This is a genomic window from Streptomyces sp. HD, from assembly GCF_028369295.1.
GTDB lineage: Bacteria > Actinomycetota > Actinomycetes > Streptomycetales > Streptomycetaceae > Streptomyces.
The window spans coordinates 74743-98850 of record NZ_JAQMYP010000014.1; the positions used below are offsets into that span (position 1 = coordinate 74743).

20 protein-coding genes and 1 pseudogene are annotated in these 24108 nt (G+C 69.7%); 10 read left to right on the forward strand and 11 right to left on the reverse strand.

All coding sequences use genetic code 11. The features are described 5' to 3' along the window. Positions 1-145 precede the first annotated feature (145 nt). From POF73_RS16095 to POF73_RS16115, 5 genes are all read right to left on the reverse strand, one after another. Positions 146-346, reverse strand: a complete 201-nt coding sequence (locus tag POF73_RS16095; RefSeq protein WP_272115523.1) for an SGM_3592 family protein — start codon at positions 344-346, stop codon at positions 146-148. Between the two features lie 120 nt (positions 347-466). After that, positions 467-1186 carry an ABC transporter permease subunit gene (locus POF73_RS16100; RefSeq protein ID WP_272115525.1) on the reverse strand — a complete coding sequence of 240 codons (720 nt, stop codon included), beginning with the start codon at positions 1184-1186 and terminating at the stop codon, positions 467-469. 10 nt (positions 1187-1196) lie between these two features. Then, a complete protein-coding gene (locus tag POF73_RS16105) occupies positions 1197-2108 on the reverse strand; it encodes an ABC transporter ATP-binding protein (RefSeq protein ID WP_272115527.1) in 912 nt (303 codons plus the stop codon). Further along, positions 2105-3040 (reverse strand): ABC transporter permease, encoded by a 936-nt coding sequence (locus tag POF73_RS16110; RefSeq protein WP_272115529.1) that lies wholly within the window; start codon positions 3038-3040, stop codon positions 2105-2107. The genes POF73_RS16105 and POF73_RS16110 overlap by 4 nt, the downstream gene beginning before the upstream one ends. Then, on the reverse strand, positions 3030-4007 hold the full coding sequence (locus POF73_RS16115) for an ABC transporter ATP-binding protein (protein WP_272115846.1): 978 nt from the start codon (positions 4005-4007) through the stop codon (positions 3030-3032). Before POF73_RS16115 ends, POF73_RS16110 begins: the two co-directional genes overlap by 11 nt. 254 nt (positions 4008-4261) lie before the next feature. Here POF73_RS16115 and POF73_RS16120 point away from each other — a divergent pair, with 254 nt between their 5' ends. From POF73_RS16120 to POF73_RS16145, 6 genes are all read left to right on the forward strand, one after another. Further along, positions 4262-5113, forward strand: coding sequence for a M24 family metallopeptidase (locus POF73_RS16120; protein WP_272115530.1), 852 nt, complete (start codon positions 4262-4264; stop codon positions 5111-5113). Positions 5114-5121: 8 nt separating this feature from the next. Beyond that, on the forward strand, positions 5122-6879 hold the full coding sequence (locus POF73_RS16125) for an SDR family oxidoreductase (protein ID WP_272115848.1): 1758 nt from the start codon (positions 5122-5124) through the stop codon (positions 6877-6879). Between the two features lie 155 nt (positions 6880-7034). Then, positions 7035-8030: a MerR family transcriptional regulator gene (locus POF73_RS16130; RefSeq protein ID WP_272115532.1), complete on the forward strand. Its 996-nt coding sequence runs from the start codon at positions 7035-7037 to the stop codon at positions 8028-8030. Positions 8031-8152: 122 nt separating this feature from the next. Further along, positions 8153-8701 (forward strand): RNA 2'-phosphotransferase, encoded by a 549-nt coding sequence (locus tag POF73_RS16135; protein WP_272115534.1) that lies wholly within the window; start codon positions 8153-8155, stop codon positions 8699-8701. Between the two features lie 132 nt (positions 8702-8833). Then, complete coding sequence (locus POF73_RS16140; RefSeq protein WP_272115536.1) at positions 8834-9736, forward strand: LLM class flavin-dependent oxidoreductase; 903 nt, start codon at positions 8834-8836, stop codon at positions 9734-9736. Between the two features lie 112 nt (positions 9737-9848). Then, a complete protein-coding gene (locus POF73_RS16145; protein WP_272115538.1) occupies positions 9849-10775 on the forward strand; it encodes a Cof-type HAD-IIB family hydrolase in 927 nt (308 codons plus the stop codon). Positions 10776-10777: 2 nt separating this feature from the next. Here POF73_RS16145 and POF73_RS16150 read toward each other — a convergent pair whose 3' ends face one another. From POF73_RS16150 to POF73_RS16165, 4 genes are all read right to left on the reverse strand, one after another. Further along, on the reverse strand, positions 10778-11854 hold the full coding sequence (locus POF73_RS16150) for a M23 family metallopeptidase (RefSeq protein ID WP_272115540.1): 1077 nt from the start codon (positions 11852-11854) through the stop codon (positions 10778-10780). Between the two features lie 170 nt (positions 11855-12024). Further along, the gene (cydD, locus tag POF73_RS16155; RefSeq protein ID WP_272115541.1) at positions 12025-15579 is read right to left on the reverse strand and encodes a thiol reductant ABC exporter subunit CydD; all 3555 of its coding nucleotides are present in this window, start codon (positions 15577-15579) and stop codon (positions 12025-12027) included. Between the two features lie 13 nt (positions 15580-15592). Then, the gene (gene cydB, locus POF73_RS16160) at positions 15593-16597 is read right to left on the reverse strand and encodes a cytochrome d ubiquinol oxidase subunit II (RefSeq protein WP_272115543.1); all 1005 of its coding nucleotides are present in this window, start codon (positions 16595-16597) and stop codon (positions 15593-15595) included. 20 nt (positions 16598-16617) lie between these two features. Beyond that, positions 16618-18126, reverse strand: a complete 1509-nt coding sequence (locus POF73_RS16165) for a cytochrome ubiquinol oxidase subunit I (RefSeq protein ID WP_272115545.1) — start codon at positions 18124-18126, stop codon at positions 16618-16620. 142 nt (positions 18127-18268) lie between these two features. Between POF73_RS16165 and POF73_RS16170 the strand changes: the two genes are divergently transcribed. Beyond that, positions 18269-18661 carry a cyclophilin-like fold protein gene (locus POF73_RS16170; RefSeq protein WP_272115547.1) on the forward strand — a complete coding sequence of 131 codons (393 nt, stop codon included), beginning with the start codon at positions 18269-18271 and terminating at the stop codon, positions 18659-18661. Positions 18662-18710: 49 nt separating this feature from the next. Here the strand turns inward: POF73_RS16170 and hisC are convergent, their stop codons facing one another. Then, positions 18711-19790, reverse strand: a complete 1080-nt coding sequence (hisC, locus tag POF73_RS16175) for a histidinol-phosphate transaminase (protein WP_272115549.1) — start codon at positions 19788-19790, stop codon at positions 18711-18713. Positions 19791-20218: 428 nt separating this feature from the next. Between hisC and POF73_RS16180 the strand changes: the two genes are divergently transcribed. The 3 genes from POF73_RS16180 (at position 20219) to POF73_RS16190 (ending at position 23764) form a co-directional block, all read left to right on the forward strand. Then, the gene (locus POF73_RS16180) at positions 20219-21331 is read left to right on the forward strand and encodes a LacI family DNA-binding transcriptional regulator (RefSeq protein WP_272115551.1); all 1113 of its coding nucleotides are present in this window, start codon (positions 20219-20221) and stop codon (positions 21329-21331) included. A 287-nt stretch (positions 21332-21618) separates the two neighbouring features. Then, the gene (locus POF73_RS16185) at positions 21619-22695 is read left to right on the forward strand and encodes a metallophosphoesterase (RefSeq protein WP_272115553.1); all 1077 of its coding nucleotides are present in this window, start codon (positions 21619-21621) and stop codon (positions 22693-22695) included. 199 nt (positions 22696-22894) lie between these two features. Then, positions 22895-23764: a hypothetical protein gene (locus tag POF73_RS16190; RefSeq protein WP_272115555.1), complete on the forward strand. Its 870-nt coding sequence runs from the start codon at positions 22895-22897 to the stop codon at positions 23762-23764. A 212-nt stretch (positions 23765-23976) separates the two neighbouring features. Here the strand turns inward: POF73_RS16190 and POF73_RS16195 are convergent. Then, a pseudogene (locus POF73_RS16195) lies at positions 23977-24081 on the reverse strand (thiamine biosynthesis protein ThiC); the annotation flags it as partial. Positions 24082-24108 lie beyond the last annotated feature (27 nt).

Consider the following 24108-nt stretch of genomic DNA (forward strand, 5'->3'; position numbering starts at 1 on the left):
TACTGCCGTGCATGGACATCGCCCAACTCCTCTCCCAGAACGTGGCGCCGAACTCACCGTCCGGCGATGTGGACACAACCACTGTGCCTGTACGGCGAGTTGGGCGCCACTGATTAAAACGCCCGGGAATGGCCCTGAACGCCCGCTAACGGCGCCGCCACTTGCGTCGGCGCCCCTTGCTGAAGAACCACCCGGCAGGCGGCTCGTCCGAGCGCCACGGCTGCGGCTCGGGCTCCTCACGGCGCCAGCGCTCGGCCAGCATCCGGGCCCGGGCGGACGGCTCGGACGTCTCGGCGGACCGTATGAAGTCCTCGTCCAGGACGAGGTCGTCCCAGTCGTCTGCCATCCCCGTCCTCCAGTTCGTGCAGTGCGTCCTGTTTGCCCAGTGTGCCCGGACAGAGGTGAAGCCTTCGTCAGGAGCGGGCCCGCTCAGGGGCCCGCTCCTTTACTCCTCGCCGGCGCCGTCCTACTCCTCGCCGGCAAGCGTCAGCGACCGCAGCTTCTGTCCCGCGTACCAGGTCGCCAGGACGGTGACCACCGCCAGCAGCACCGTCGCCGTGGGCAGGGCGACGTCGGACGTCACCATGTCCCCGCCGGCGACCTTCTGCGCCACCGCCAGCGCCCACTGCTGGACGCTCAGCGTGCGCGCGCCGGACACCAGGGAGCCGAACAGGGCCTCCCAGACGAGCGCGTAGACGAGCCCGAAGACCACCGCGTGCCGGGACACCGTGCCCAGCAGCAGGAAGATCGCGGCGTAGGCGATGGAGGCGACGAGTGCGGCCACCGTGTAGGCGACGGCGATCTGCTGGCCGTTGCCGTTGAGGATGAGGCCCGCGATGAAGGTGGGCAGCGCCGAGAAGACCATCGTCACGGCGATCGCCACGATCAGCTTGGTGAAGATGATCGTCGGCCGTTTCACCGGCTTGGACAGCAGATACACCACCGAGCCGTCGTCGATCTCCGGCCCGATCGCGCCCGTGCCGGCGATGACGCCGATGATCGGCACCATGGTGGCGAGGGCGAGCCCGCCGAGCAGGTCCGACGCGGTCTGGTCGTCGGCTCCGGCGAGACCGCGCACCAGCGCGGCGATCACGATGAGCAGCAGCGGCAACGCGCCCAGGATGAGGGCCCGACGGCGGCCGAGCAGAGCCCGGTATGTGAGCCGGGCGACTGTGGGGTCGTACATCTTCGGCCTCCTACGCCGCGACCAGATACGAGAAGACGGACTCAAGGGACTCGTCGGACGGCGAGACCGTGAACAGGCGGATGCCGTGGTCGCGCGCCACCCTCGGCAGCAGGGCGGTGAAGCGGCCGAAGTCGACGGCCTGGATGTGCAGCGCGCCCTCGGTCAGGTCGACCTCGATGCCGGACGTCGACGGGTCGGCGATCAGCGCGGCCGCGAGGGTGCGGTCGTCGCTGGAGCGCACCAGGTAGCGGTGCGGGCGGTCGGTCATCAGGCGGCGGATCTTGCGGAAGTCACCGCTGGCCGCGTGCCGTCCGGCGACCACGACCTCGATGTGCCAGGCGAGTTGCTCGACCTCTTCGAGGATGTGGGACGAGAACAGCACCGTGCGTCCCTCGTCGCCCATGCGTCGCAGCAGGTCCATGAGCTGCATGCGCTGACGCGGATCCATGCCGTTGAAGGGCTCGTCGAGCAGCAGGAGGGACGGGTCGTGCACCAGGGCGCTCGCCATCTTCACGCGCTGCCGCATGCCCTTGGAGTACGTGGAGATCTTGCGGTCCTGGGCGTACTCCATCTCGACCGTGGCCAGCGCCTTCTGGGCGGCCTTGGCTCCCAGCCCGTGCAACTCGGCGTTGGCGACGACGAATTCGCGGCCGGTGAGGAAGTCGTACATCGCCTCGCGCTCGGGGACGATGCCGATGTGCTTGTAGATCGACTCGTTGCGCCAGACCTGCTGGCCGTCGAGGGTGACGGTGCCGGTGGAGGGGGCCAGGAAGCCGGCCATCATGTTGATGAGGGTGGACTTTCCGGCGCCGTTGGGGCCGAGGAGGCCGGTGACGCCGGGGCCGATCGTCATGGTGATGTCGTTGACGGCGACCACGTTGCCGAACCAGCGGGAGACGTGGTCGATCTGGAGCGTGGTCACAGTCCCACCTTCTTGTAGCGGCGCATCAGGAGGCCGTAGCCGGCGGCGATCAGGCCCAGGGTGACGAGGACGTAGACCACGCCCACGCCGTTGCTCGGGCCCACTCCACCGGGGAACGCGGAGCTCGCGCCCAGGAAGGCGGACTGCACCCCGTCGATGAGTGTGACGGGCGAGAAGAGGCCGATCCAGGCGATGGCGCCGCTGCTGCCCCCGCCGTCGCCGAGGGACTGCGCGTCGGCGATGGCCTGGAGTGTGGACACCGCGCCGTAGGAGATGGTCAGTACGGCGATCACGGCCGCGATGCCGAAGCCGCGGCGGGGGGTGATCGACGCGATGACCAGGCCGATGCCTGCGAACAGCAGTGAGAGCAGTGTCACGGACACGAGTCCCTGCGCGAATCCCTTGGTCTGGTCGGCGAAGTCGAGCTTGGCCAGCAGCGCGCCCACATAGAGCACCAGCAGCGGGGCCGCGGTGAGGATGAACAGCGCGGAGGCCAGCGCCGCGAACTTCGCGCGGACGTAGTCGGCGGTCTCGATCGGCCGCGAGAAATACAGCGGCACGGTCTTGAAGCGCAGGTCGCGCGAGACCGACTGCGGTGCCTGCGAGGCGACGTACAGGCTGATCACGGCCTGCATGATGATCGCGTAGCGCGTGTAGTCGACGGGCAGGTCGTTGGCCTTGGTGGCGACCGCGACGGCGACCATGATGGCGGCGGGCACGCACATCACCACGAACAGCAGCATCGGCAGCACCTTGGACTTCACCGAGCGGCCGAGGCCGTAGGCGCCGCGCAGGGACTGCGAGTACAGCGACCGGGTCGCGTAGGAGCGGCCGAGGCGGGGGCCGTCGTACGCGCGGTAGCCGATGTTGTGGATACGGGTCTGGTCACCCGACTGCGAGGCTGGTGCCCCCATGGGCTGCTCAACCGCCATGGCCGACCGCCTCCTTCCGCTGTGCGTCGGCGCTCTGCTCGTCGTCGGTGAAGACCTCGGAGATGTGGTGCCGGCGCTGTTCCATGCGCACCAGGCCGAGGCCGAGGTCGGCGACCACGTCGCGCACCAGGTCGTAGGTCTCCTCGCCCTGTGCGGTGAGCAGCAGGATGTGTCCGGCGCCCGGGAGGCCGCCGCTGCCGTCGAGAACGTCCACCCCGCGCGCGTGGAGCGCGTCGCGCACCGCGCGGGTGCCGTCCGGGTGGTCGTCGGTGTCGGTGACCTCGATGGCGAGGGTCGTCGTGGTCTGGGTGAAGTCGGTGGTGGAGCTGGAGCGCAGCAGTTTGCCGCCGTCGATGACGACGACGTGGTCGCAGGTGCGCTCCAGCTCGCCCAGCAGGTGGGAGGTGACCAGGACCGAGATGCCGAAGTCGGTGTGGATACGGCGGATCAGGCCGAGCATGTCGTCGCGGCCGACCGGGTCGAGGCCATTGGTCGGCTCGTCCAGGAAGACCAGCTGCGGGTCGTGGACGAGGGCCTGCGCCAGCTTCACGCGCTGCTTCATGCCGGTCGAGTAGCCGCCGATGGGGCGGTAGCGCTCCTCGTACAGGCCGACGTGGCGCAGGGTGTCCGCGGTGCGCTCGCGCGCGGCGGCGGGCGGGAGGCCGGACATGCGGGCCATGTGCACGACGAACTCGGTGGCCGAGACGTCGGGCGGCAGGCAGTCGTGCTCCGGCATGTACCCGACGCGCTCACGGATGGCGGCGCCCTTGGTGGCGACGTCGAGTCCGAGCACTTCGGCACGGCCCTCGGTAGCAGGGGACAGACCCAGAAGGATCTTGATCATGGTGGACTTGCCGGCTCCATTGGCTCCGACGAGTCCGGTCACCCCGGGCCCGATGTCCATGGTCAGCCGGTCAAGCGCGGTCACCCTGGGGAACCGCTTGCTCAGGCTTTCGGTCGCGATCACAGTCACACCACGAAGGTAGTGACGCGGACCACGCCGGTCGTCACCCCGCAGAGCTGTCTTGGGGTCAGACTCCAGGACTACGGGACCCTAGGGGTCACCCTGAAGTCGAACAACGGGGCCTCGGTTTCCACATCGGCGAGGTTTTCCACAGCTCTCGACAGCCCTATTGACGCAGCCTCTAACAACTGTCACATTCACCAGTGTCAAGTTACGGGCACGTACCGCAGTCAGCGTGGACAAAGTGGGGCGGTGGCATGACTACGGCGGCGACAGGCGAACTCCGTACCGAATCCGTGGAACTGCAGGGGTTCAGAAGGGTCCAGCGGCTGGCGTACGAGTGTGCGGAGGCCGTCGCGGCCCAGTTGGAGCCGGGCATCACCGAGCGCGAGGCGGCGCGCATGCAGCGCCAGTGGCTGCGTGAGCGCGGGGTACGGGACTGGTTCCACCTGCCGTTCGCCTGGTTCGGGGACCGCACCGCGTTCGTGGACTTCCGCATCCCGCTGCAGTTCTTCCCCACCAACCGCCGGCTGGAGCCCGGGATGCCGTTCATCCTGGACATGGCTCCGGTGTACGACGGCTACACGGCCGACATCGGCTACTCGGGCTCGCTCGGCATCAACCCGGTGCAGGACAAACTGATGGCCGACCTGGAGGCGCACCGGGAGCTGATCCTGCGCGAAGTGCGCGAGCGACGGCCACTGCGGGAGATCTACGAGGACGTTGACCGCCTCATGGTCCGCCAGGGCTACGCCAACCGGCACCGCGCCTACCCCTTCGGCGTGATCGCGCACAAGGTCGACCGGGTGCAGCAACGCCGCTGGTCAGCGCATGTCTTCGGGTTCGGCACCCAGTCCCTGAAGGGCCTGGCGAGCGACGCGCTGCACGGTCACCGCGAGGGCTGGTCCCCGCTGTGGTCGCCGTACCGCTTCTCCGACCACCCGCCGCAGCCGGGCCTGTGGGCGGTCGAACCCCACCTGGGTTTCCGGGGCACGGGCGCCAAGTTCGAGGAGATCCTGGTCGTCACCGACTCCGCGGACCCCGAGCAGAGCGCCTTCTGGCTGGACGACGATCTGCCGCACGTGCGGCGCTGGGCGGAGGAGAAGTGACGGTGCCGGTGACTCTTCAGGGCGCGCGCGAGCGCCTCGTACGGACCGGCGGCGTCGAGCTGTGCGTCGCCGAGCTGGGCGACCCCGGGCAGCCCACGGTGATCCTGGTGCACGGCTATCCGGACAGCAAGGAGGTGTGGTCCGAGGTCGCGCCTCGGCTCGCCGGACGCTTCCATGTCGTGCTGTACGACGTCCGGGGCCATGGCCGGTCGACGGCGCCGAAGCCGCTGCGGGGCGGGTTCACTCTGGAGAAGCTGACGGACGACTTCCTGGCCGTGGCGGAGGCGGTGAGCCCGGACCGGCCCGTGCATCTGGTGGGACACGACTGGGGCTCGGTGCAGGCCTGGGAGTTCGCCACGGTCAAGCGCACCGAGGGGCGGATCGCCTCCTTCACCTCGATGTCCGGACCGTCCCTGGACCACTTCGGCCACTGGATCAACCAGCGCGTCAAGCGCCCCACCCCGCGGCGCGTCGGCCAGCTCCTCGGCCAGGGCGCCAAGTCCTGGTACGTCTACGCGCTGCACACGCCCGTGCTGCCCGAACTGGCCTGGCGCGGCCCCCTCGGCAAGCGCTGGCCGAGGCTGCTGGAGCGCTTCGAGAAGGTGCCCAGCAATGGTTACCCGACCTCGTCACTGCCGACGGACGCGGCACACGGCGCATGGCTGTACCGCGACAACATCAGGGCCCGGCTGACCCGTCCGCGCGCCGACGCGTACGCACACGCGCCCGTGCAGCTCATCACCCCCCTGGGGGACGCGTTTCTGTCGGAGAAGCTCTACGACGAACTGGAGCTGTGGGTTCCGCAGTTGACCCGGCGCACCCTTCCGGCGAAGCACTGGATACCGCGCAGCCGTCCCGATCAACTGGCCTCCTGGATCACCGAGTTCATCACCTCCGTCGAGGGCGGGCGCCCGGAAGGGGTGACGGCGACCGGGAAGTACGCCGACCGCTTCGGCGGGCAGCTCGTCCTCGTGACCGGTGCCGGCAGCGGCATCGGACGGGCGACGGCGTACGCGTTCGCCGAGGCCGGCGCGCGCGTGGTGGCCGTCGACCGGGACGGCGAGGCCGCGTCCCGCACCGCCGAGATGTCCCGGCTGATCGGCGCGCCCGAGGCCTGGGCGGAGACGGTCGACGTCTCCGACGAGCAGGCCATGGAGAAGCTCGCCGCGAGGGTCGCCGCCGAGTACGGCGTGGTGGACATCCTGGTGAACAACGCCGGGATCGGCCTGTCGGGCTCCTTCTTCGACACCACGCCCGAGGACTGGAAGAAGGTCCTCGACGTCAATCTGTGGGGCGTCATCCACGGCTGCCGGCTCTTCGGCAAGCAGATGGCCGAGCGCGGACAGGGCGGCCACATCGTCAACACCGCGTCGGCGGCGGCGTACCAGCCCTCCAAGGCGCTGCCCGCGTACAGCACCTCCAAGGCGGCCGTACTGATGCTGAGCGAGTGCCTGCGCGCGGAGCTGGCAGGCCAGGGCATCGGCGTCACCGCGATTTGCCCGGGCATCGTCAACACCAACATCACCTCGACCGCGCACTTCGCCGGGGTCGACGCCGAGGAGCAGAAACGGCGCCAGAAGAAGTCCGCGCGGCTGTACGGGCTGCGGAACTATCCGCCGGAGAAGGTCGCCGACGCCATCCTGCGGGCGGTGGTGCGCGGTGAGGCCGTCGTTCCGGTGACGCCGGAGGCGCGCGGGGCGTATCTCATGGCGCGCTTCACACCGAAGGCGCTGCGCAGGGTCGCGCGGATGGAGCCACCGCTGTGAGTTCGAGGACCCTGCTGTGAGTTCGAGGCCAAAGTGCTGAGTTCGAGGCTCTGCTGTGAGTTCGGAGCCCCGGCTTTGAATTCAAGGCCCCTGCTGGGAGTTCGGGTCCACTGCAGTGAGTTGAGAGTCACCTCCGCGAGTTGGGAGCCGCCGCTATGAGCGAGGTCAGACGCTCAACCGACCGGCGCGGTGAGGTCGGCCATGTGGCCGACGGGCCGGCCTCGCCCGGCTACCGGATCGAGGATCTCGCGCACCTCAGCGGCGCCACCGTTCGCACCATCCGCGCCTACCAGGACCGCGGCCTGCTCCCCCGCCCCGAGCGCCGGGGCCGTGCCAACGTCTACTCCGACGCCCACCTCGTCCGCCTGCGGCAGATCGCCGACCTCCTCGACCGCGGCTACACCCTGGCCTCCATAAAGGAGCTCCTGGAGGCCTGGGACGCCGGTCGTGGCCTCGGCGGGGTGCTCGGGCTGGCCGCCGAGGTGGACGGGCCGTGGACCGACGAGGAGGCGGTCCGGATCTCGCGCGCCGAGCTGGACGAGCGCTTCGGCGGAGCCCCGGACGACGCGGCGGTGGCCGACGCCGTGGAACTCGGTGTGCTGGAACCCGTCTCCGGCGACGCGGACACCTTCGTCGTGCCGAGTCCTCAAGAGCTGGCCGTGGCAGTCGAGTTGCACGCGGCGGGGGTGCCGCTGTCCGCGATCTCGGGCCACCTACGGGAGTTGAGGGGGCAGGTCGAGCACATCGCCGCCCGTTTCCTGGAGTTCACCACCGAGCACGTCTTCGCCCGCTACCTCGACGGACCGCACCGTCCGACGGACTCCGACGCGTCCGAGGCGGCCTCACTCGTACGTCGACTGCGTCCGCTGGCGCAGCAGACGGTGGACGCTGAACTCGCTCGGGCGATGCGGCTGTTGGCGGTCCGGCACCTGCGGCAGCGGCTGGGCGGGAACGAGGAGCCGGATCTCCGCAAAACCACTCGAAATGTTGCGATTCCGGTGAAGGCAATGCAGGCCGTGGAGGCCCTGGTTGGCCCGGAGCAAGCCGCCGAGTTCATCACACTGGCCGCCGAACGAGAGGTGCGGGCACGGGCTTTGGACCGGCTGGCCGCAAATCACAGCTCATCAGCTGAACTTGACGAAACCCTTTGAAACGACGGCTCGTTGTCCACAGAATCGCCAATTCCCCTGTGGATAACCGCACTTGGTTGTGGACCAAACATCGAGAGCGAAATCATTCGCGTGATTCACCTCGCTCCCGGCAGTCTGGTGGCATGGACGAAAGACGCACCGTGAAGGTGTCGAAGTACCTCTCGAAGCACCTGCGCCATCAGCCGGAGCGCATCGGACTGATCCTCGACGAGGGCGGCTGGGTCGAGATCGACACACTGATCACCGCCGCGGCCGCGCACGGATTCCGGTTCACCCGGGAAGAGCTGGACCACGTGGTCGCCTCGAACGACAAGAAGCGCTTCGCGATCGAGGGCACGCGTATCCGCGCCAGCCAGGGCCACAGCATCGACGTCGACCTCGGACTGCCCCCGGCCACGCCACCGCAGTATCTCTACCACGGCACCGTGGCGCCCCATCTGGAAGCGATCCGCCGCGAGGGCCTCAGGCCCATGAACAGGCACGACGTGCACCTCTCAGCCAACCGTGAGACCGCGACACGGGTCGGCTCCCGACGCGGCCGCCCGGTTGTGCTCTCCGTGGACGCCGGCGCCATGCACCGCGACGGCCATGTCTTCCACCTCAGCGCGAACGGGGTGTGGCTGGCGAAGGCGGTACCGCCGGAGTACCTGCGCTTTCCCGAGTCCCGTTGACCCGCCTTCCGGCGTGATCCGAACCCCGGCGTGAACGTCAGTCTTGATCCGCATCAGCCTCACTCCGTGGCTGGGCAGCCGCGTGCGGTGACTGTTTCACGTGAAACCCGTTCGGCCGCATAGGCTCGAAACATGAGTCTGCGCCTGAGCACCGTGATCCTCCCGTACCGCCGCTGGTCAGAGGGGGGTCGTGAGACATGGCAGCGCGCGGAGCAGCTCGGCTTCCACGCCGCCTACACCTACGACCACCTGTCCTGGCGCACCTTCCGGGACGGCCCCTGGTTCGGTGCCGTGCCGACACTGACCGCCGCCGCGGCCGTCACCGACGATCTGCGCCTGGGCACCCTGGTGACCTCGCCGAACTTCCGGCACCCGGTGCCTTTCGCCAAGGAGCTGATCTCCCTCGACGATGTCTCCGGTGGCCGTTTCACCCTCGGTGTCGGTGCCGGTGGCTCCGGGTTCGACGCCACGGTGCTCGGCCAGGACCCGTGGACGCCGCGCGAGCGCGCCGACCGCTTCGCCGAGTTCGTCCAGCTCCTGGACGGGCTGCTGACCGAGGACTCGGTGTCGTACGAGGGCGACTTCTACTCGGCGCACGAGGCGCGCAACATCCCCGGGTGTGTACAGCGCCCCCGGCTGCCGTTCGCGGTCGCCGCGACCGGGCCGCGCGGCCTGCGGCTCGCGGCTCGCTTCGGGCAGGCATGGGTGACCACGGGTGACCCCAAGCTGTACGAGAACGGCACTCCTGAACAGTCGGTTCAAGCCATTCGCGGACAGGCCGAGAAGCTGGCCGACGCCTGCGCCGAGATCGGTCGGGACGTGTCCGGGATCGACAAGATCCTGCTCACCGGTTTCACCCCGGACCGCAGCCGTCCGCTGGAGTCGCTGAACGCCTTCGTGGACTTCGCCGGGCGCCACCAGGAACTGGGTTTCACCGAGATCGTGGTCCACTGGCCGATCCCCGACTCGGACTTCGCAGCCGACGAAAAGACCTTCGAGCAGATCGCCATGGACGCGGCCGCTCAGCTCCGATGAGATCGGCACGCACAACAGTGCTGGTGAGGCGGCTGTCGGCGGCGTCGGCAGGGACGGTTTCTCCTCAGGTGCCGCCTCAGATGTGCGCACACGCGCACGGTCGTGCAGGCATATGCGGGAGAATGGGCCAGTGACCTCAGCGACTCGACAGCCCCAGACCCCGGCTTCCCCCGAGTTCTCGGCCGCGCTCGGACAGGGCGGTACACCCGCCGTCCGCCCGCGGCTCATCGCCACCGACCTGGACGGCACACTGCTGCGGGACGACAAGTCGGTCTCCCCCCGCACGGTCGCCGCGCTGGCCGCCGCCGAGGAGGCGGGCATCGAGGTGTTCTTCGTCACCGGCCGCCCGGCCCGCTGGATGGACGTCGTCAGCGACCACGTCCACGGTCACGGCCTGGCGATCTGCGGCAACGGCGCCGCGGTGGTCGACCTGCACGGCGGCCCCGGCGCCCACCGGTTCGTGAAGGTGCGCGAGCTGGCGCGGGAGAACGCGCTGGACGCCGTGCGACTGCTGCGGGACGCGGCGCCGGGCACGGTGTACGCGGTGGAGCAGACGTACGGCTTCCACCAGGAGCCGGACTATCCCAAGCTGCACATGGAGATACCGGACGAGCTCGCGCCGGCCGAGGCCCTCCTGGCGCCGGACGGCCCCGGTGCCGACGAACCGGTGATCAAGATCCTCGCCTACCACCCCACCCTCGACCCCGACGCCTTCCTCACCCTCGCCCGCCTCAGCATCGGCGACCGCGCCAATGTCACCCGCTCCAGCCCCAGCGCCCTGCTGGAGATCAGCGGCCCCGGTGTATCCAAGGCCAGCACACTCGCCCTGTGCTGCGCCGAGCGCGGTATCTCGCACGAGGAGGTCGTGGCCTTCGGGGACATGCCCAACGACGTCGAGATGCTGACCTGGGCGGGCCGGTCGTACGCGATGGGCAACGCGCACCCGGATGTCATCGCCGCCGCGTCGGGGCGGACCGTCGCCAACAACGAGGACGGTGTGGCGGTCGTGATCGAACAGCTGCTGGCGGAGCGGGAGTAGCCCTACCCGAGTCGCACTCCCCGCGCCGTCAACCACGGCACCGGGTCCAGCGCCGAGCCCATCTCCGGGGTGATCCGCACCTCGAAGTGCAGATGAGGGCCGGTGGAGTTGCCGGACGTGCCCGTCTGACCGATCCACTGCCCGGCCTCGACCCGCTCGCCCTGGTCGACAGCGACGGCGGCGAGATGGGCGTACTGCGTGTAGTAGCCGTCCGCGTGCCGGAGGACGACCTCCATGCCGAAGGCGCCCCCGCACGACACCCTGACCACTCTCCCGTCCCCGACCGCGCGCACCGGCGTGCCGATCGGCACCGCGAAGTCCTGCCCGGTGTGCAGGTTCGCCCACCGCAGGCCGCCGCTGCCGAACGCCGCGGACAGTTCGTACGACTCCACCGGCGTGACCCACTCGGTCGTGCCGTCGGTCTTCGGCTGGTCGAGCCGGACGGCACCGCGGCAGGCGCCGGCGGCCACGGAGGCGTCGGCCTGCCCCTGCAGCTGCCAGCGCGCCTCTTCGAGCTTCTGCTCGATGCCCTTCTTCAGTTCGGCGAGTTCGGCGTTGCGTTTCTCCAGGCTCTGCCAGGACGCCGCGGCCTTGGCCTCGTCCCTGCTGAGCCGGGCCTCGGCGCGTCGGCTCTTCTCGATGGCGTTGCCGACGACCAGGTTCGTCTGTGAGAAGACGCGCTGACCTCGCATCAGCTGGTCCGGGCTCTTCGCGAGGATGATCTGCGCGGTCAGCGGCATCCCGCCGCTCGTGCGGTACTGGGCACGCGCGATCCGGCCCAGATCCTCGCGCAGGACACCGATCTCCCGCCGCTCACGCTCCAGCAGCGCCTCCATCCGCTGTGCCTTGGCCCGCTGTACGTCGGCCTCCCGCCGTCCCGCCTCGTACCGCTGCGTCGCCAGGGCCGCATCCGCGTACAGCTGCACCACCTGCGCACTGAGAACGGAGTCTCCGCCGGTTCCGGTGCCATTGCGCCCGGTGCCCTTCCCGTCGCCGGAGGCGGCGGGCCCGGCCGCCAGTGCGGCGAGCGCGCACAGCAGCGCCGGAACGAGCAGGAGACGGCGACGGTATGAGCGCATGTCAGCGATCGTGACCTGCGGACCGGGGAATGGCCCTGTTCAAGTCGTACGCCCGGGGGACGTGTTGCTGCGGACGGGTCAGTACTGATGTTGACGCGAGCGCCGACAGGACCGTCCCGGTATCGTTCGTCCACCCCCGATAGCCCCCCTTGGAGCTGGGAGCCCGGGCGCTACCGCGTCCCCACCAGCAGGTCCGCCGCTTCCTCCCGCGCCACCATCTCCCGCAGCGGCCCCTCCGCAGCGGCCAGCTCCGCGAACGCGCCCCGCTGCACCACGCGTCCCTGGTCCAGGACGACCACCTCGTCCACGGCCTCCAGACCGGCCAGCCGGTGGGTGATCAGCAGGGTCGTACGGCCCTCGGTGGCGGCCAGCAGATCGGCGGTGAGGGCGTCGGCGGTGGGCAGGTCCAGGTGCTCGGCGGGCTCGTCGAGGACGAGGACGGGGAAGTCGGCGAGCAGTGCGCGGGCCAGCGCGAGCCGCTGGCGCTGCCCGCCGGACAGCCGCGCCCCATGCTCGCCCACGAGCGTGTCGAGACCGTCGGGCAGCCCGTCGGCCCAGTCGAGCAGTCGGGCGCGCTTCAGGGCGTCGCGCAGTTCGTCCTCGGTGGCGTCCTTCTTGGCGAGGAGCAGGTTCTCGCGCACGGAGCTGTCGAAGAGGTGCGCGTCCTGCGCGCACAACCCGACCAGGCGTCGTACGTCGTCGCCGTCCAGCGCGTACGCGTCCACTCCGCCCAGCGTGTACGAGCCGGCCGCCGGGTCCAGGAAGCGCAGCAGCACCTGCGCCAGTGTGGTCTTGCCGGACCCGGAGGGCCCGACCACCGCGATCCGGCGGCCCTCCTCCAGACTCAGGTCGAAACCGGCGAGCGCATCGCGGTCCTGCCCTGCGTGGCGGGCGGTCAGGCCCCTGACGGCGACCGGGAACGGCGACGCGGGCGCCTGCCTGGGCCGCTCCGGTTCCCGTACGGGTTCGGGGGCGTCCAGCACCTCGTGGACGCGCTCGGCGCTCTTGCGCACCCGCTGCCGGTACTGCACGGCCAGCGGCAGCCCCAGGACGGCCTCGAAGGCTGCCAGCGGGGCCAGGACGACGACGGCCATCGTCACGCCGCCCAGCCTGCCGTCGGCGACCGCCTGGGCGCCCACGAGGGCGGTGGCGGCGACGGTGAGCCCGGAGACCAACGCGGTGAGTCCGTCGCCGAGCGCGGTGGCGGTGGCGGCCCGCGAGGCGATCCGGGTGAGCGCCCTGTCGGCCCGCCGCGCCTCGGCCGTACGGCCGGGCAGGGCGCCGGCGACGGTCAGCTCGGCGGTGCCGGTGAGCAGATCGGTGACCCGCGTCGCGAGCACGCCCCGGGCGGGGGCCAGCCTGCGCTCGGCGCGGCGGGCGACGGCACCCGTGACGAGCGGGACCCCGGCGCCGGCCGCGAGGAGCCCGACGGCGAGCACGGCACCGGCCTCGGGCAGCAGCCAGGTGGTGAAGCCGACGGCCCCGGCGGACACCAGGCCCGCGGCAGCCGCGGGCAACAGCCACCGCAGCCAGTAGTCCTGCAGCGCGTCCACATCCGCGACGAGCCTCGACAGCAGGTCGCCCCGGCGCGTGCGGCACAGCCCGGCGGGGGCCAGCCGCTCCAGCCGCCGGTAGACGGCGACCCGGGTGTCGGCCAGCATCCGCAGCACCGCGTCGTGCGACACCAGCCGCTCGGCGTAGCGGAACACGGCCCGCCCGATACCGAAGGCCCGCGTCGCCGTCACGGCCACCATCAGATACAGCACGGGCGGCTGCTGCGAGGCCCGTGAGATGAGCCACCCGGACGTGGCCATGAGCCCCACCGCGCTGCCGAGCGCGAGACTCCCGAGCAGCAGCGCGAGGGCGAGGCGGCCACGTCGCGGGCCGGACATGGCACGGACGCGGGCGAGAACACCCCGCGCGTCCGCCGCACGCGGCACAGCCTCCGCCTCGGCGGGAGCCTCCCCTCCGGACGCTTCGCCGCCCTCGTTCGGACGGGCGACGGACGCCTCGGCCGACTTCCCGGCCGACGCCTCGGCAGAAGCCTCGACAGACTCCTTGGGCAGGGCCGCCGCCCCATCAGGCGCCACGGCCTCGGCGAGCCGCACCACCCGGTCCGCCACTCCCAGCAGCGCCGGCCGGTGCACGACCAGCAGTACCGTCCGCCCCGCCGACAGCCTCCGCACGGCCGCCACGACCTCGGCCTCGGTGGCCCCGTCGAGCGCGGCCGTCGGCTCGTCCAACAGCAGCACGGGCCGGTCCGCGAGGAACGCCCGGGCCAGTGCGAGCCGTTGCCGCTGCCCCGCCGACAGCCCGGCCCCGTCCTCACCGAGCTCGGTGTCGACGCCCCGCGGCAGCGCGTCCACGAACTCCAGCGCCCCGGCGTCCCCCAACGCCCGTCGTACGGCGGCGTCGTCCGCGTCGGGACGCGCCAGCCGTACGTTCCCGGCGATCGTCCCGGCGTACAGGTGCGGCCGCTGCGGCACCCAGGCGATCCGCGAGCGCCACTCCTCCAGGTCCAGCTCGGCGAGATCGGCTCCGCGGACGAGCACCCGCCCCTCGGCGGGCCGCACGAACCCCAGCAGCACGCTCAGCAGCGTCGACTTGCCCGCGCCGCTCGGCCCGACGAGGGCGACCGTCTCCCCGGGTTCGACGGCGAAGGACACACCCGTCACGGCGTCGGCGGTCCGTCCGGGGTAGCGGACCGAGACTCCCTCGAACTCGAACGACACCGTCCCCGTCGGCATCGCCGCGGTCCCGGAGACCGGCACCGGAGTCTCCAGCACCTCGAAGATCTCCTCGGCCGCGGACAGTCCCTCGGCCGCAGCGTGGTACTGCGCGCCGACCTGGCGCAGCGGCAGATAGGCCTCGGGCGCCAGCACGAGGATGACCAGGCCGTCGTACAGATGCATCTCGCCGTGGACGAGCCGCATGCCGATCGTGACGGCGACCAGTGCCACCGAGAGCGTCGAGAGCAGCTCCAGCGCGAAGGACGAGATGAAGGCGATCCGCAGGGTTCGCATGGTCGCCCTGCGGTACTCGCCGGTGATCCGCCGGATGGACTCGGCCTGCGCCTTGGCGCGCCCGAACACCTTCAGGGTCGGCAGCCCTGCGACGACGTCCAGGAAGTGCCCGGACAGCCGGGACAGCAGCTGCCACTGACGGTCCATCCGGGACTGCGTGGCCCAGCCGATCAGCATCATGAAGATCGGGATGAGCGGCAGGGTGCCGACGATGATGGCCGCCGAGACCCAGTCCTCGGTCACGATCCGCGCCAGCACCGCCACCGGCACGACGACCGCGAGTCCCAGCTGCGGCAGATAGCGCGAGAAGTAGTCGTCGAGGGCGTCAACGCCTCGTGTGGCGAGGGCGACGAGCGATCCGGTCCGCTGTCCGCTCAGCCAACCGGGACCCAGCTCGGCCGCCCGCTCCAGCAGCCGCCCCCGCAGCTCCGCCTTCACCGCCGCGCTGGCACGGTGCGCGGCGAGTTCGGTGAGCCAGGCGACCACCGCGCGGCCGACCGCGACAGCCGCCAACAGCAGCAGGGGAGTGCGCAGTTCAGCGGCGGACATCCCGTGCTGGAACGCACCCACGACCGCCTCGGCGATGAGCATCGCCTGCGCGATGACCAGCCCCGCGCCGACCGCGCCCAGACCCACGACCGCGATCAGGAAGAGGCGCGTGGCGCGGGCGTATCGGAGGAGACGCGGGTCGATTGGTTTCACGTGAAACACACCCTCAGTGCACGGTTTCAGCGATGTGCTGCGTACCGATCCGCTTGCGGAAGACCCAGTATGTCCAGCCCTGGTAGAGCATGACGATCGGTGTGGCGATGACCGCGCACCAGGTCATGATCTTCAGGGTGTAAGGGCTCGACGAGGCATTGGTGACCGTGAGGCTCCAGTCCTCATTGAGCGATGACGGCATGACGTTCGGGAAGAGCGCCAGGAAGAGCATCGCCACGGCCGCCACGATGGTGACACCGGAGAAGGCGAACGACCATCCTTCACGCCCGGCCTGGTTCGCCGCCAGAGCCGCGACCAGCGCCGCAACGGCCACGATGAGGGCAACCAGGCTCTGTCCGTCGCCGTTCTCGACCTGCGTCCAGAGCAGGAAGATCACGGCCAGGACGGCCGTCGCGAGGCCGACCCACAGCGCCAGCCGCCGCGCCCGCTCCCGGATCTCCCCCACGGTCTTCAGCGCGGTGAACACCGCACCGTGGAACGTGAACAGCGTCAGCGTCACCAGGCCGCCGAGGAGCGCGTACGGGTTGAGCAGGTCCAGGACGGTGCCGACGTACTCATGGCTCCGGTCGAGCTTCACGCCCCGCACGATGTTGGCGAAGGCCACACCCCACAGGAACGCCGGGAGCAGCGAGCACCAGAAGATGGCGTGCTCCCAGTTGCGCTGCCAGTTCTCCTCGGGCCGCTTCGCCCGGTACTCGAAGGCGACACCCCGGACGATCAGGCAGACCAGGATGAGCAGCAGCGGCAGATAGAAGCCGGAGAAGAGCGTGGCGTACCACTCGGGGAAGGCGGCGAAGGTGGCACCGCCCGCCGAGAGCAGCCACACCTCGTTGCCGTCCCAGACAGGGCCGATGGTGTTGATCAGCACCCGCCGCTCGGGCCGGTTGCGGGCGAGCAGCTTGGTGAGGACGCCGACCCCGAAGTCGAAGCCCTCCAGGAAGAAGTAGCCGATCCACAGGACGGCGATCAGGACGAACCAGACGTCGTGAAGTTCCATGACTGTGCAGCTCCCTCGGCCTAGTACGAGAAGGCCATCGGCTTGTCGGCGTCTGGGGAGTCGCCGCCGATCTTCGTGGGCGGGTTCAGGTCGGCCTCGGTCAGCTCGGGCGGGCCGGCCTTGACGTACTTCGCGAGGAGCTTGACCTCGACGACGGCGAGGATGGCGTAGAGCGCCGTGAAGACGATCATCGAGGTGAGGACCTCGCCCTGAGAGACGCCGGGGGAGACCGCGTCACGGGTGCGCAGGACGCCGTAGACGACCCAGGGCTGGCGGCCCATCTCGGTGAAGATCCAGCCCCAGGAGTTGGCGATCAGCGGGAAGGCGAGGGTCCAGATGGCGATCCGCCAGTACCACTTGGTCAGCTTCGGGCCGAGTGCCTTCTTCGGGAGCAGCACCAGATGCGGTACCTCGTCGTCACCGACCCTGAGGTGCTGCGGCAGCATGAACTTCTTGCGGGTCAGCCAGAGTCCGATCAGGCCGATGGTGAACGACGCCATGCCGAAGCCGATCATCCAGCGGAAGCCCCAGTAGGCGACGGGGATGTTGGGCCGGTAGTCACCGGGACCGTACTTCTCCTGCTCGGCCTTGTTGATGTCGTTGATGCCGGGGACGTACGAGGTGAAGTCGTCCTTGGCCAGGAAGGACAGCAGGCCCGGGATCTCTATGGCGACCTTGTTGTGGCCCTTGTCGACGTCACCTACGGCGAAGACCGAGAAGGGCGCCGGCTCCTCGCCGTCCCACAGCGCCTCGGCCGCGGCCATCTTCATCGGCTGCTGCTCGTACATGATCTTGCCGAGTACGTCGCCGCTGATCGCGGTGAGCATGCCGCCGATGACGACGGTGACCAGGCCGAGCCGCAGCGAGGTCTTCATCTCGCGGATGTGCTTCTTGCGCAGCAGGTGGAAGGCGGAGATGCCGACCATGAACGCGCCACCGGTGAGGAAGGCCGCGGAGAGGGTGTGGAAGGCCTGGGCCAGGGCGGTGTTCTGGGTCAGCACGAGCCAGAAGTCCGTGAGCTCGGCGCGCCCCTTCGCCTCGTTGATCCGGTAGCCGACGGGGTGCTGCATCCACGAGTTGGCCGCGAGGATGAAGTACGCCGACAGGATCGTGCCGATGGAGACCATCCACATACAGGCCAGGTGGATCTTCTTCGGCAGCTTGTCCCAGCCGAAGATCCACAGCCCGATGAAGGTGGACTCGAAGAAGAAGGCGATCAGCGCCTCGAAGGCGAGCGGGGCACCGAAGACGTCACCGACGAAGCGCGAGTAGTCGGACCAGTTCATGCCGAACTGGAACTCCTGCACGATGCCGGTGACCACACCCATCGCGATGTTGATCAGGAAGAGCTTGCCCCAGAACTTCGTCGCTCTGAGGTACTTCTCCTTCTCCGTGCGCACCCAGGCGGTCTGCAGCCCGGCCGTGAGGGCGGCCAGCGAGATCGTCAGGGGGACGAACAGAAAGTGGTAGACGGTGGTGATACCGAACTGCCAGCGCGCCAGAGTCTCCGGCGCCAAAGCCAGGTCCACGTCGCCGCTCCTTACCTACGCTTGTGAAAGCGTTCACATTCACAAGCAATTATGCAGCACGGACCTTTCCAGCCACGAAGGGGGGTCCCTCATTCAGCTCAACCCCTTGGCGCGAACTTCAACACATTGTTGAATCTCCTGCATGCAGACTCAGACATCGCTCCACATACTGATCTCCTGGCCCGCCGGACACCTCACCGCTGTCCTGGACGACACCCCGACCGCACAAGCCCTCGCCAAGGCCCTGCCACTCGCCTCAACCGCCCACACCTGGGGCGAGGAGGTGTACTTCGACACGGGAGTGTCCGTTTCACGTGAAACGGATGCCCGGCAGGTCGTGGAGCCGGGCACGGTCGCCTTCTGGACCGACGGAGACGCACTTGCGCTCCCCTACGGACCCACGCCGATCTCGCGAGGCGACGAGTGCCGCCTCGCGAGCCCGTGCAATGTCCTGGGCCGCATCGACGGCGACCCCCGCCTGCTGTCCACGGTCCGCGACGGCGACCCCGTACGCGTGGAACTCGTGGACGCCTGAGCACACTTGAGCGCTGAGGCGCTTGCCACTTGAGCGTGCCTGCGGAGCCCTACAGCTCCTTCCGGAACCCTTCCGCCACCTTCAGGAAGATGTCGTTCGCCTCGGCCTCTCCGACCGTCACGCGCACACCCTCGCCCGGGAACGGTCGGACCACCACGCCGGCCTGCTCACACGCCTGCGCGAAGGCGACCGTGCGCTCCCCCAGCCGCAGCCACACGAAGTTGGCCTGGGTCTCCGGCACCGTCCAGCCCTGGGCGCGCAGCCCGTCGACCACACGGGCGCGCTCGCACACCAACGAGCCGACCCGGCCGAGCAGTTCGTCCTCGGCACGCAGCGAGGCGATGGCCGCTTCCTGCGCGAGCTGGCTCACGCCGAAGGGCACGGCCGTCTTGCGCAGCGCCGCCGCGACCGGCTCATGGGCGATCGCGAAACCGACCCGGAGACCGGCCAGGCCGTACGCCTTGGAGAAGGTCCGCAGGACACAGACGTTCGGCCGCTCACGGTAGATCTCCACACCGTCCGGCACCTCGGCATCGCGGATGAACTCGCGGTACGCCTCGTCCAGCACCACCAGGACGTCGTTCGGCACCCGGTCGAGGAACCGCTCCAGCTCGGCCCTCTTCACCACCGTGCCCGTCGGGTTGTTGGGGTTGCATACGAAGATCAGCCTGGTCCGCTCGGTGATGGCGGCGGCCATCGCGTCCAGGTCGTGCACATCCCCCGCCGTCAGCGGCACCCGCACCGAGGTGGCGCCGCTGATCTGCGTGATGATCGGGTACGCCTCGAAGGAGCGCCAGGCGTAGATGACCTCGTCCCCCGGGCCGGAGGTGGCCTGCAGCAGCTGCTGGGCGACGCCGACCGAGCCGGTGCCTGTGGCCAGATGGGAGGCCGGGACGCCGAAGCGCTCGGACAGCTCGTTCATCAGCCCCGTGCACATCATGTCCGGGTAGCGGTTGAAGGACGAAGCGGCGACCGTCACGGACTCCATCACGCCGGGCAGCGGCGGATAGGGGTTCTCGTTGGAGGAGAGCTTGTAGGCCACCGGGCCACCGACCGCGGCAGGCTTGCCCGGCTTGTAGGTAGGGATACCCTCCAGCTCGGCGCGCAGCTTGGGGCTCGTCTCGCTCACCGCAGTCCTCCTCGCGACCACCGGCGGCCCATCATCACCGCCGGCTCCAATACTTCTCACCTTATGAGGATTCCGCGCCGATGCGTACAGGTGCGGCGCCCTCGACTGCAGACCTCTTCCGTCACACCTGCATCAGGGGCATCACCGTACGAAGGCGTACGAATCGAGGGGCGCGCCACACATATATCTACGCGCCGGTGGCTCGCGCCGTGGCGCGCATCCCTCGTGAAGGTGAGTTGAGACCTCTTCGAAACATCGTGCACTTGGCAGGCCCATGCGTGCCGACAAGTCAGGTCTTGCCATTGGATCGTTCAACTCCCTTGATTTCCAAGGAATTTGATGCCTGATGACCTTGCAGAAACGTGCCTGTCAACGGGTGCATATGCGTCCGCACTACCCCACCGCATGAGCCCTACTATCGGCTCGCCATGACAGCAGCAGGGAAGCACCAGGTGAGCCGCGCGGAAACCTCACGCCGAGGCAGTCGGCCCGGACGGGCGGGGATCAGAGATGTGGCCGCCGCTGCCGGAGTCTCCATCACTACCGTCTCCGACGCCCTCAACGGCAAGGGCAGGCTCCCCGACGCCACCCGACGCCATGTCCGAGAGGTCGCCGACCGGCTGGGCTACCGGCCCTCGGCCGCCGCTCGCACGCTCCGTACCGGCAAATCGGGCCTGATCGGCCTGACCGTGACGACGTACGGGGATGAACCTTTCACCTTCACCGAGTTCGCGTACTTCGCCGAGATGGCCCGCGCGGCCACGTCGGCCGCGCTCGCCCGCGGCTACGCCCTCGTGATCCTCCCCGCGACGTCGCGCCACGATGTCTGGTCGAACGTCGCCCTCGACGGCACGGTCGTCATCGACCCGTCCGACCACGACCCGGTCGTAAGCGAGCTGGTCAAACAGGGCCTGCCGGTCGTCTCCGACGGACGCCCGGCCGGCTCGCTCCCGGTCACCGCCTGGGTCGACAACGACCACGAGGCCGCCGTACTCGGCATCCTCGACCATCTGGCCGACGCGGGAGCCCGCCGGATCGGTCTGCTGACGGGCACCACGACGGACACGTACACCCATCTGTCGACCACCGCGTATCTGCGCTGGTGCGAGCGGGTCGGCCAGGACCCGGTGTACGAGGCCTACCCGGCGCACGACCCGTGCGCCGGCGCCGTCGCCGCGGACCGGCTGCTCGCCCGCCCCGACCGGCCCGACGCCGTCTACGGCCTGTTCGACCCGAACGGCACCGACCTGCTCGCCGCCGCCCGTCGCTACGGCCTGCGCGTACCGGACGACCTGCTTCTGGTCTGCTGCAGCGAGTCCACCGTGTACGCCAACACCGAGCCGCCCATCACCACGCTCTCCCTGAAGCCGCGCCGCATCGGCACGGCCGTGGTCCAGCTCCTCATCGACGCGATCGAAGGGCTGGAGTCGGACGAGCCGCTGCAGCAGGTGATACCGACCGAGCTGATCGTGCGTACCTCGTCCCAGCGACGACCGCCGCGTACGACAGTCAGCCCGCCCCGGTCTCCCGAGGACCGTTAGAAGCAGGTCGGGGGAGATGGCAGCGGCAGGTCGGCGGAGGGCTGAGAGCAGCTCCGGGAGCGTCGAGAACAGGTCGAGGGGCGACGAGGAGCACGGTCGTCGGACGGCCTAAGCCCGGCTCAATCGGGGCGAAAGCCGCGGTGGACAGGAGTCCTGCTCCGATTCACCACCCCTGGGTCATCACATGGCGCGATCGGCATTCCTATGATGGGCCCACGACACCCACGGGCCGCTGCGACCAGGCAGTCCGATGCGGTGCAGCTGCGGCGCGATGGTGGAGGGGTCTGATGACTCAGGGGGCCGGTCAGGGACCCGAGGTGGAGCGGACGGCGACGTTGCGCGACTTCCGGGTGCCCGCGTACGTCCACGAGACCGGTCCGTACGCCCACAGCATGCTCCCGGGCGAGGTCGCCCCGGCCCTCGCCGAGACGTATCCGGAGGAGTACACACCGACGCAGCGCGACCTGCCCGTCATCAACCGCGGTGACACGGTTCAGGTGCATGTCGACCCCGCCGCCCTGCCGGTCCCGCAGTCGACGGACGCTCCCGGCCCGCTGTTCGTGGTCGGCGACGTGCACGGCTACCTCGACGAGTTGGTGGCCGCTCTCCAGGAGAAGGGCCTGATCGACTCGGCGGGGAACTGGTGCGCGGGCACCGCCCGGCTGTGGTTCCTCGGCGACTTCACCGACCGCGGCCCGGACGGCATCGGCGTCATCGACCTCGTGATGCGGCTGTCCGCGGAGGCCGCCGCGGCAGGCGGCTACTGCAAGGCCCTCATGGGCAACCACGAGCTGTTGCTGATCGGTGCCAAGCGGTACGGCGACACCCCCGTCAACTCCGGCGCGGGCACCGCCACCTTCCAGGCGGCCTGGCTGCTCAACGGCGGCCAGAAGACCGACATGGACCGTCTCCAGGACCACCACATGCAGTGGATGGCGCGGCTGGACGCCATGGAGGAGGTCGACGGGCATCTGCTCGTGCACTCGGACACCACCGCCTATCTCGACTACGGCGACTCGATCGAGGCGGTCAACGACACCGTCCGCGAGACGCTCACCCGCAACGACGCCGACGAAGTCTGGGATCTCTTCCGCAAGTTCACCAAGCGCTTCTCCTTCCGCGACCAGGGCGGCGCCGACCATGTGCGTTCCCTGCTCGATACGTACGGCGGCACCCGCATCGTTCACGGCCACAGCCCTATTCCGTACCTGCTGGGCGAGGTCGGCTCCGAGGAGACCGAGGACAGCACCGGGCCCCTCATCGAGGGACCGCACGTCTACGCCGAAGGCCTCGCCATCGCGATGGACGGCGGCGTGACCATGGCCGGAAAGCTGCTGGTCCAGCAACTCCCCCTGGATATCTGAACGTTCATCGGGCAGACGTCCCTCCATCTCCATCACACAGCGGCGGAGGACGGCGCAGGCCAGGGCCCAATTTTGGCAAACCCCCTGTCACCGTGTGCCGTCACCGCTCTACCATCGGCTTATCCGTAGCAGGCTCCCCTCCGTTTCTGCCCGACGGCTCGTTGCCATGCGAGCCCCAAGCCCTACGGAGCATCGGGGGATGCACATGAACAGCGTTCCGCAGCACCTGCTCAGCGAGGACCGCCAGGATTACGAGCGGATCCTCGACGAGGCGCTGCGCTCCGCACCACACCGCCCGGAACTGACCGCTGTCGGACAGCGGCTCAACCCCGAACAGCTGCGCACCATGGCGCTCAACGCCACCGCACTCATCACGGCGGCCGCGGCGACCGAGTACCAGCATTATGTGAAGGTCCGCGAGGAACTGCGCCGGCCGGCGCCGTCCACCCCGTCGCCCACCAGCGAGTCCGGCTCCGCCGAGTCGGGCACGGGCGCGATGGGGCTCGCCGCCACCATGGGAGAGGTCGCCGAGACCGCCGGCCCCGGTGTCATAGCCGTGGTCGCCGTCCTGGCCCCTGTCCTCGCCGGCACCGCAGCGGCGATCTTCCTGCTCGTGGGTTACATCCTGAGGATGCTCAACCCCGAGCCGGCGTTCGCCCAGACGATGCTCACCACCGGATGGGTCTTCGGCGCCGTCGCAGCGGCCGCGATCCTGGTCGCCGCGGTCGGACTTCTGCTCACCGCCCTGCGCAACCAGCCCGCGTTCGTCGGCGGACCCTACGGCGAACTGAGCGAGGAGGTGTCCCGGGCCAGGGAAGCCTGGCGCGAGGCCCTGCTGGAGCGCGGCATCCTGCCCTTCCTGCGAGAGGCACTCGCCGACCCCGGCACGGCATCGGCCCTGCACCGCATGCCACCGTCGACGCCGGCCGGCCGCATCCCGGCTCTCGGATACGACCGCCCGGGTTTCAGCAGCCCGGGCGACGGACCCACCTCCGGCCCGCGACCGAGCTTCTCCAGTCCGGACTACACGAGCCCGGACTTCGGAGGGCCGGATCACCAGCCGGAGTAGCCCCTCGGCTTGCGCCCCCGCCGTAGGAGAGCCCTCTGTCAGGGGACCCTCCGCCTCGACGGAGCCCCGGGGAAACCTCCTCGGGGAGGCGCAAGCCAACGCCTGGCAGCACGCCCGAACGGGACAGCACGCCCGGCAACAGGACAGCGCACCCGACAGCCGGGCAGCACGCCGGACGCCGGGGCATTGCGCCCCGGGTCACGACGTCGACGTCAGTCCACGATCGGCAGGTACACCCGGTTGCCCGCCGCCGCGAACTCCCTCGGCTTCTGAGCCATGCCCTCCTCGATCTCGGCCCGGGCCCCGCCGTGTTGGCGAGGTCGTCCAGCAGATCCAGGTAGTCA

Excerpts from the sequence above, each read along its gene's own strand:
- POF73_RS16095 (WP_272115523.1), bottom strand. The coding sequence starts at position 346 with ATGGCAGACGACTGGGACGACCTCGTCCTGGACGAGGACTTCATACGG.
- POF73_RS16100 (WP_272115525.1), bottom strand. The coding sequence starts at position 1,186 with ATGTACGACCCCACAGTCGCCCGGCTCACATACCGGGCTCTGCTCGGC.
- POF73_RS16110 (WP_272115529.1), bottom strand. The coding sequence starts at position 3,040 with ATGGCGGTTGAGCAGCCCATGGGGGCACCAGCCTCGCAGTCGGGTGAC.
- POF73_RS16120 (WP_272115530.1), top strand. The coding sequence starts at position 4,262 with ATGACTACGGCGGCGACAGGCGAACTCCGTACCGAATCCGTGGAACTG.
- POF73_RS16130 (WP_272115532.1), top strand. The coding sequence starts at position 7,035 with ATGAGCGAGGTCAGACGCTCAACCGACCGGCGCGGTGAGGTCGGCCAT.
- POF73_RS16135 (WP_272115534.1), top strand. The coding sequence starts at position 8,153 with ATGGACGAAAGACGCACCGTGAAGGTGTCGAAGTACCTCTCGAAGCAC.
- POF73_RS16140 (WP_272115536.1), top strand. The coding sequence starts at position 8,834 with ATGAGTCTGCGCCTGAGCACCGTGATCCTCCCGTACCGCCGCTGGTCA.
- POF73_RS16145 (WP_272115538.1), top strand. The coding sequence starts at position 9,849 with ATGCGGGAGAATGGGCCAGTGACCTCAGCGACTCGACAGCCCCAGACC.
- POF73_RS16150 (WP_272115540.1), bottom strand. The coding sequence starts at position 11,854 with ATGCGCTCATACCGTCGCCGTCTCCTGCTCGTTCCGGCGCTGCTGTGC.
- cydB (WP_272115543.1), bottom strand. The coding sequence starts at position 16,597 with ATGGAACTTCACGACGTCTGGTTCGTCCTGATCGCCGTCCTGTGGATC.
- POF73_RS16170 (WP_272115547.1), top strand. The coding sequence starts at position 18,269 with ATGCAGACTCAGACATCGCTCCACATACTGATCTCCTGGCCCGCCGGA.
- POF73_RS16180 (WP_272115551.1), top strand. The coding sequence starts at position 20,219 with ATGACAGCAGCAGGGAAGCACCAGGTGAGCCGCGCGGAAACCTCACGC.
- POF73_RS16185 (WP_272115553.1), top strand. The coding sequence starts at position 21,619 with ATGACTCAGGGGGCCGGTCAGGGACCCGAGGTGGAGCGGACGGCGACG.
- POF73_RS16190 (WP_272115555.1), top strand. The coding sequence starts at position 22,895 with ATGCACATGAACAGCGTTCCGCAGCACCTGCTCAGCGAGGACCGCCAG.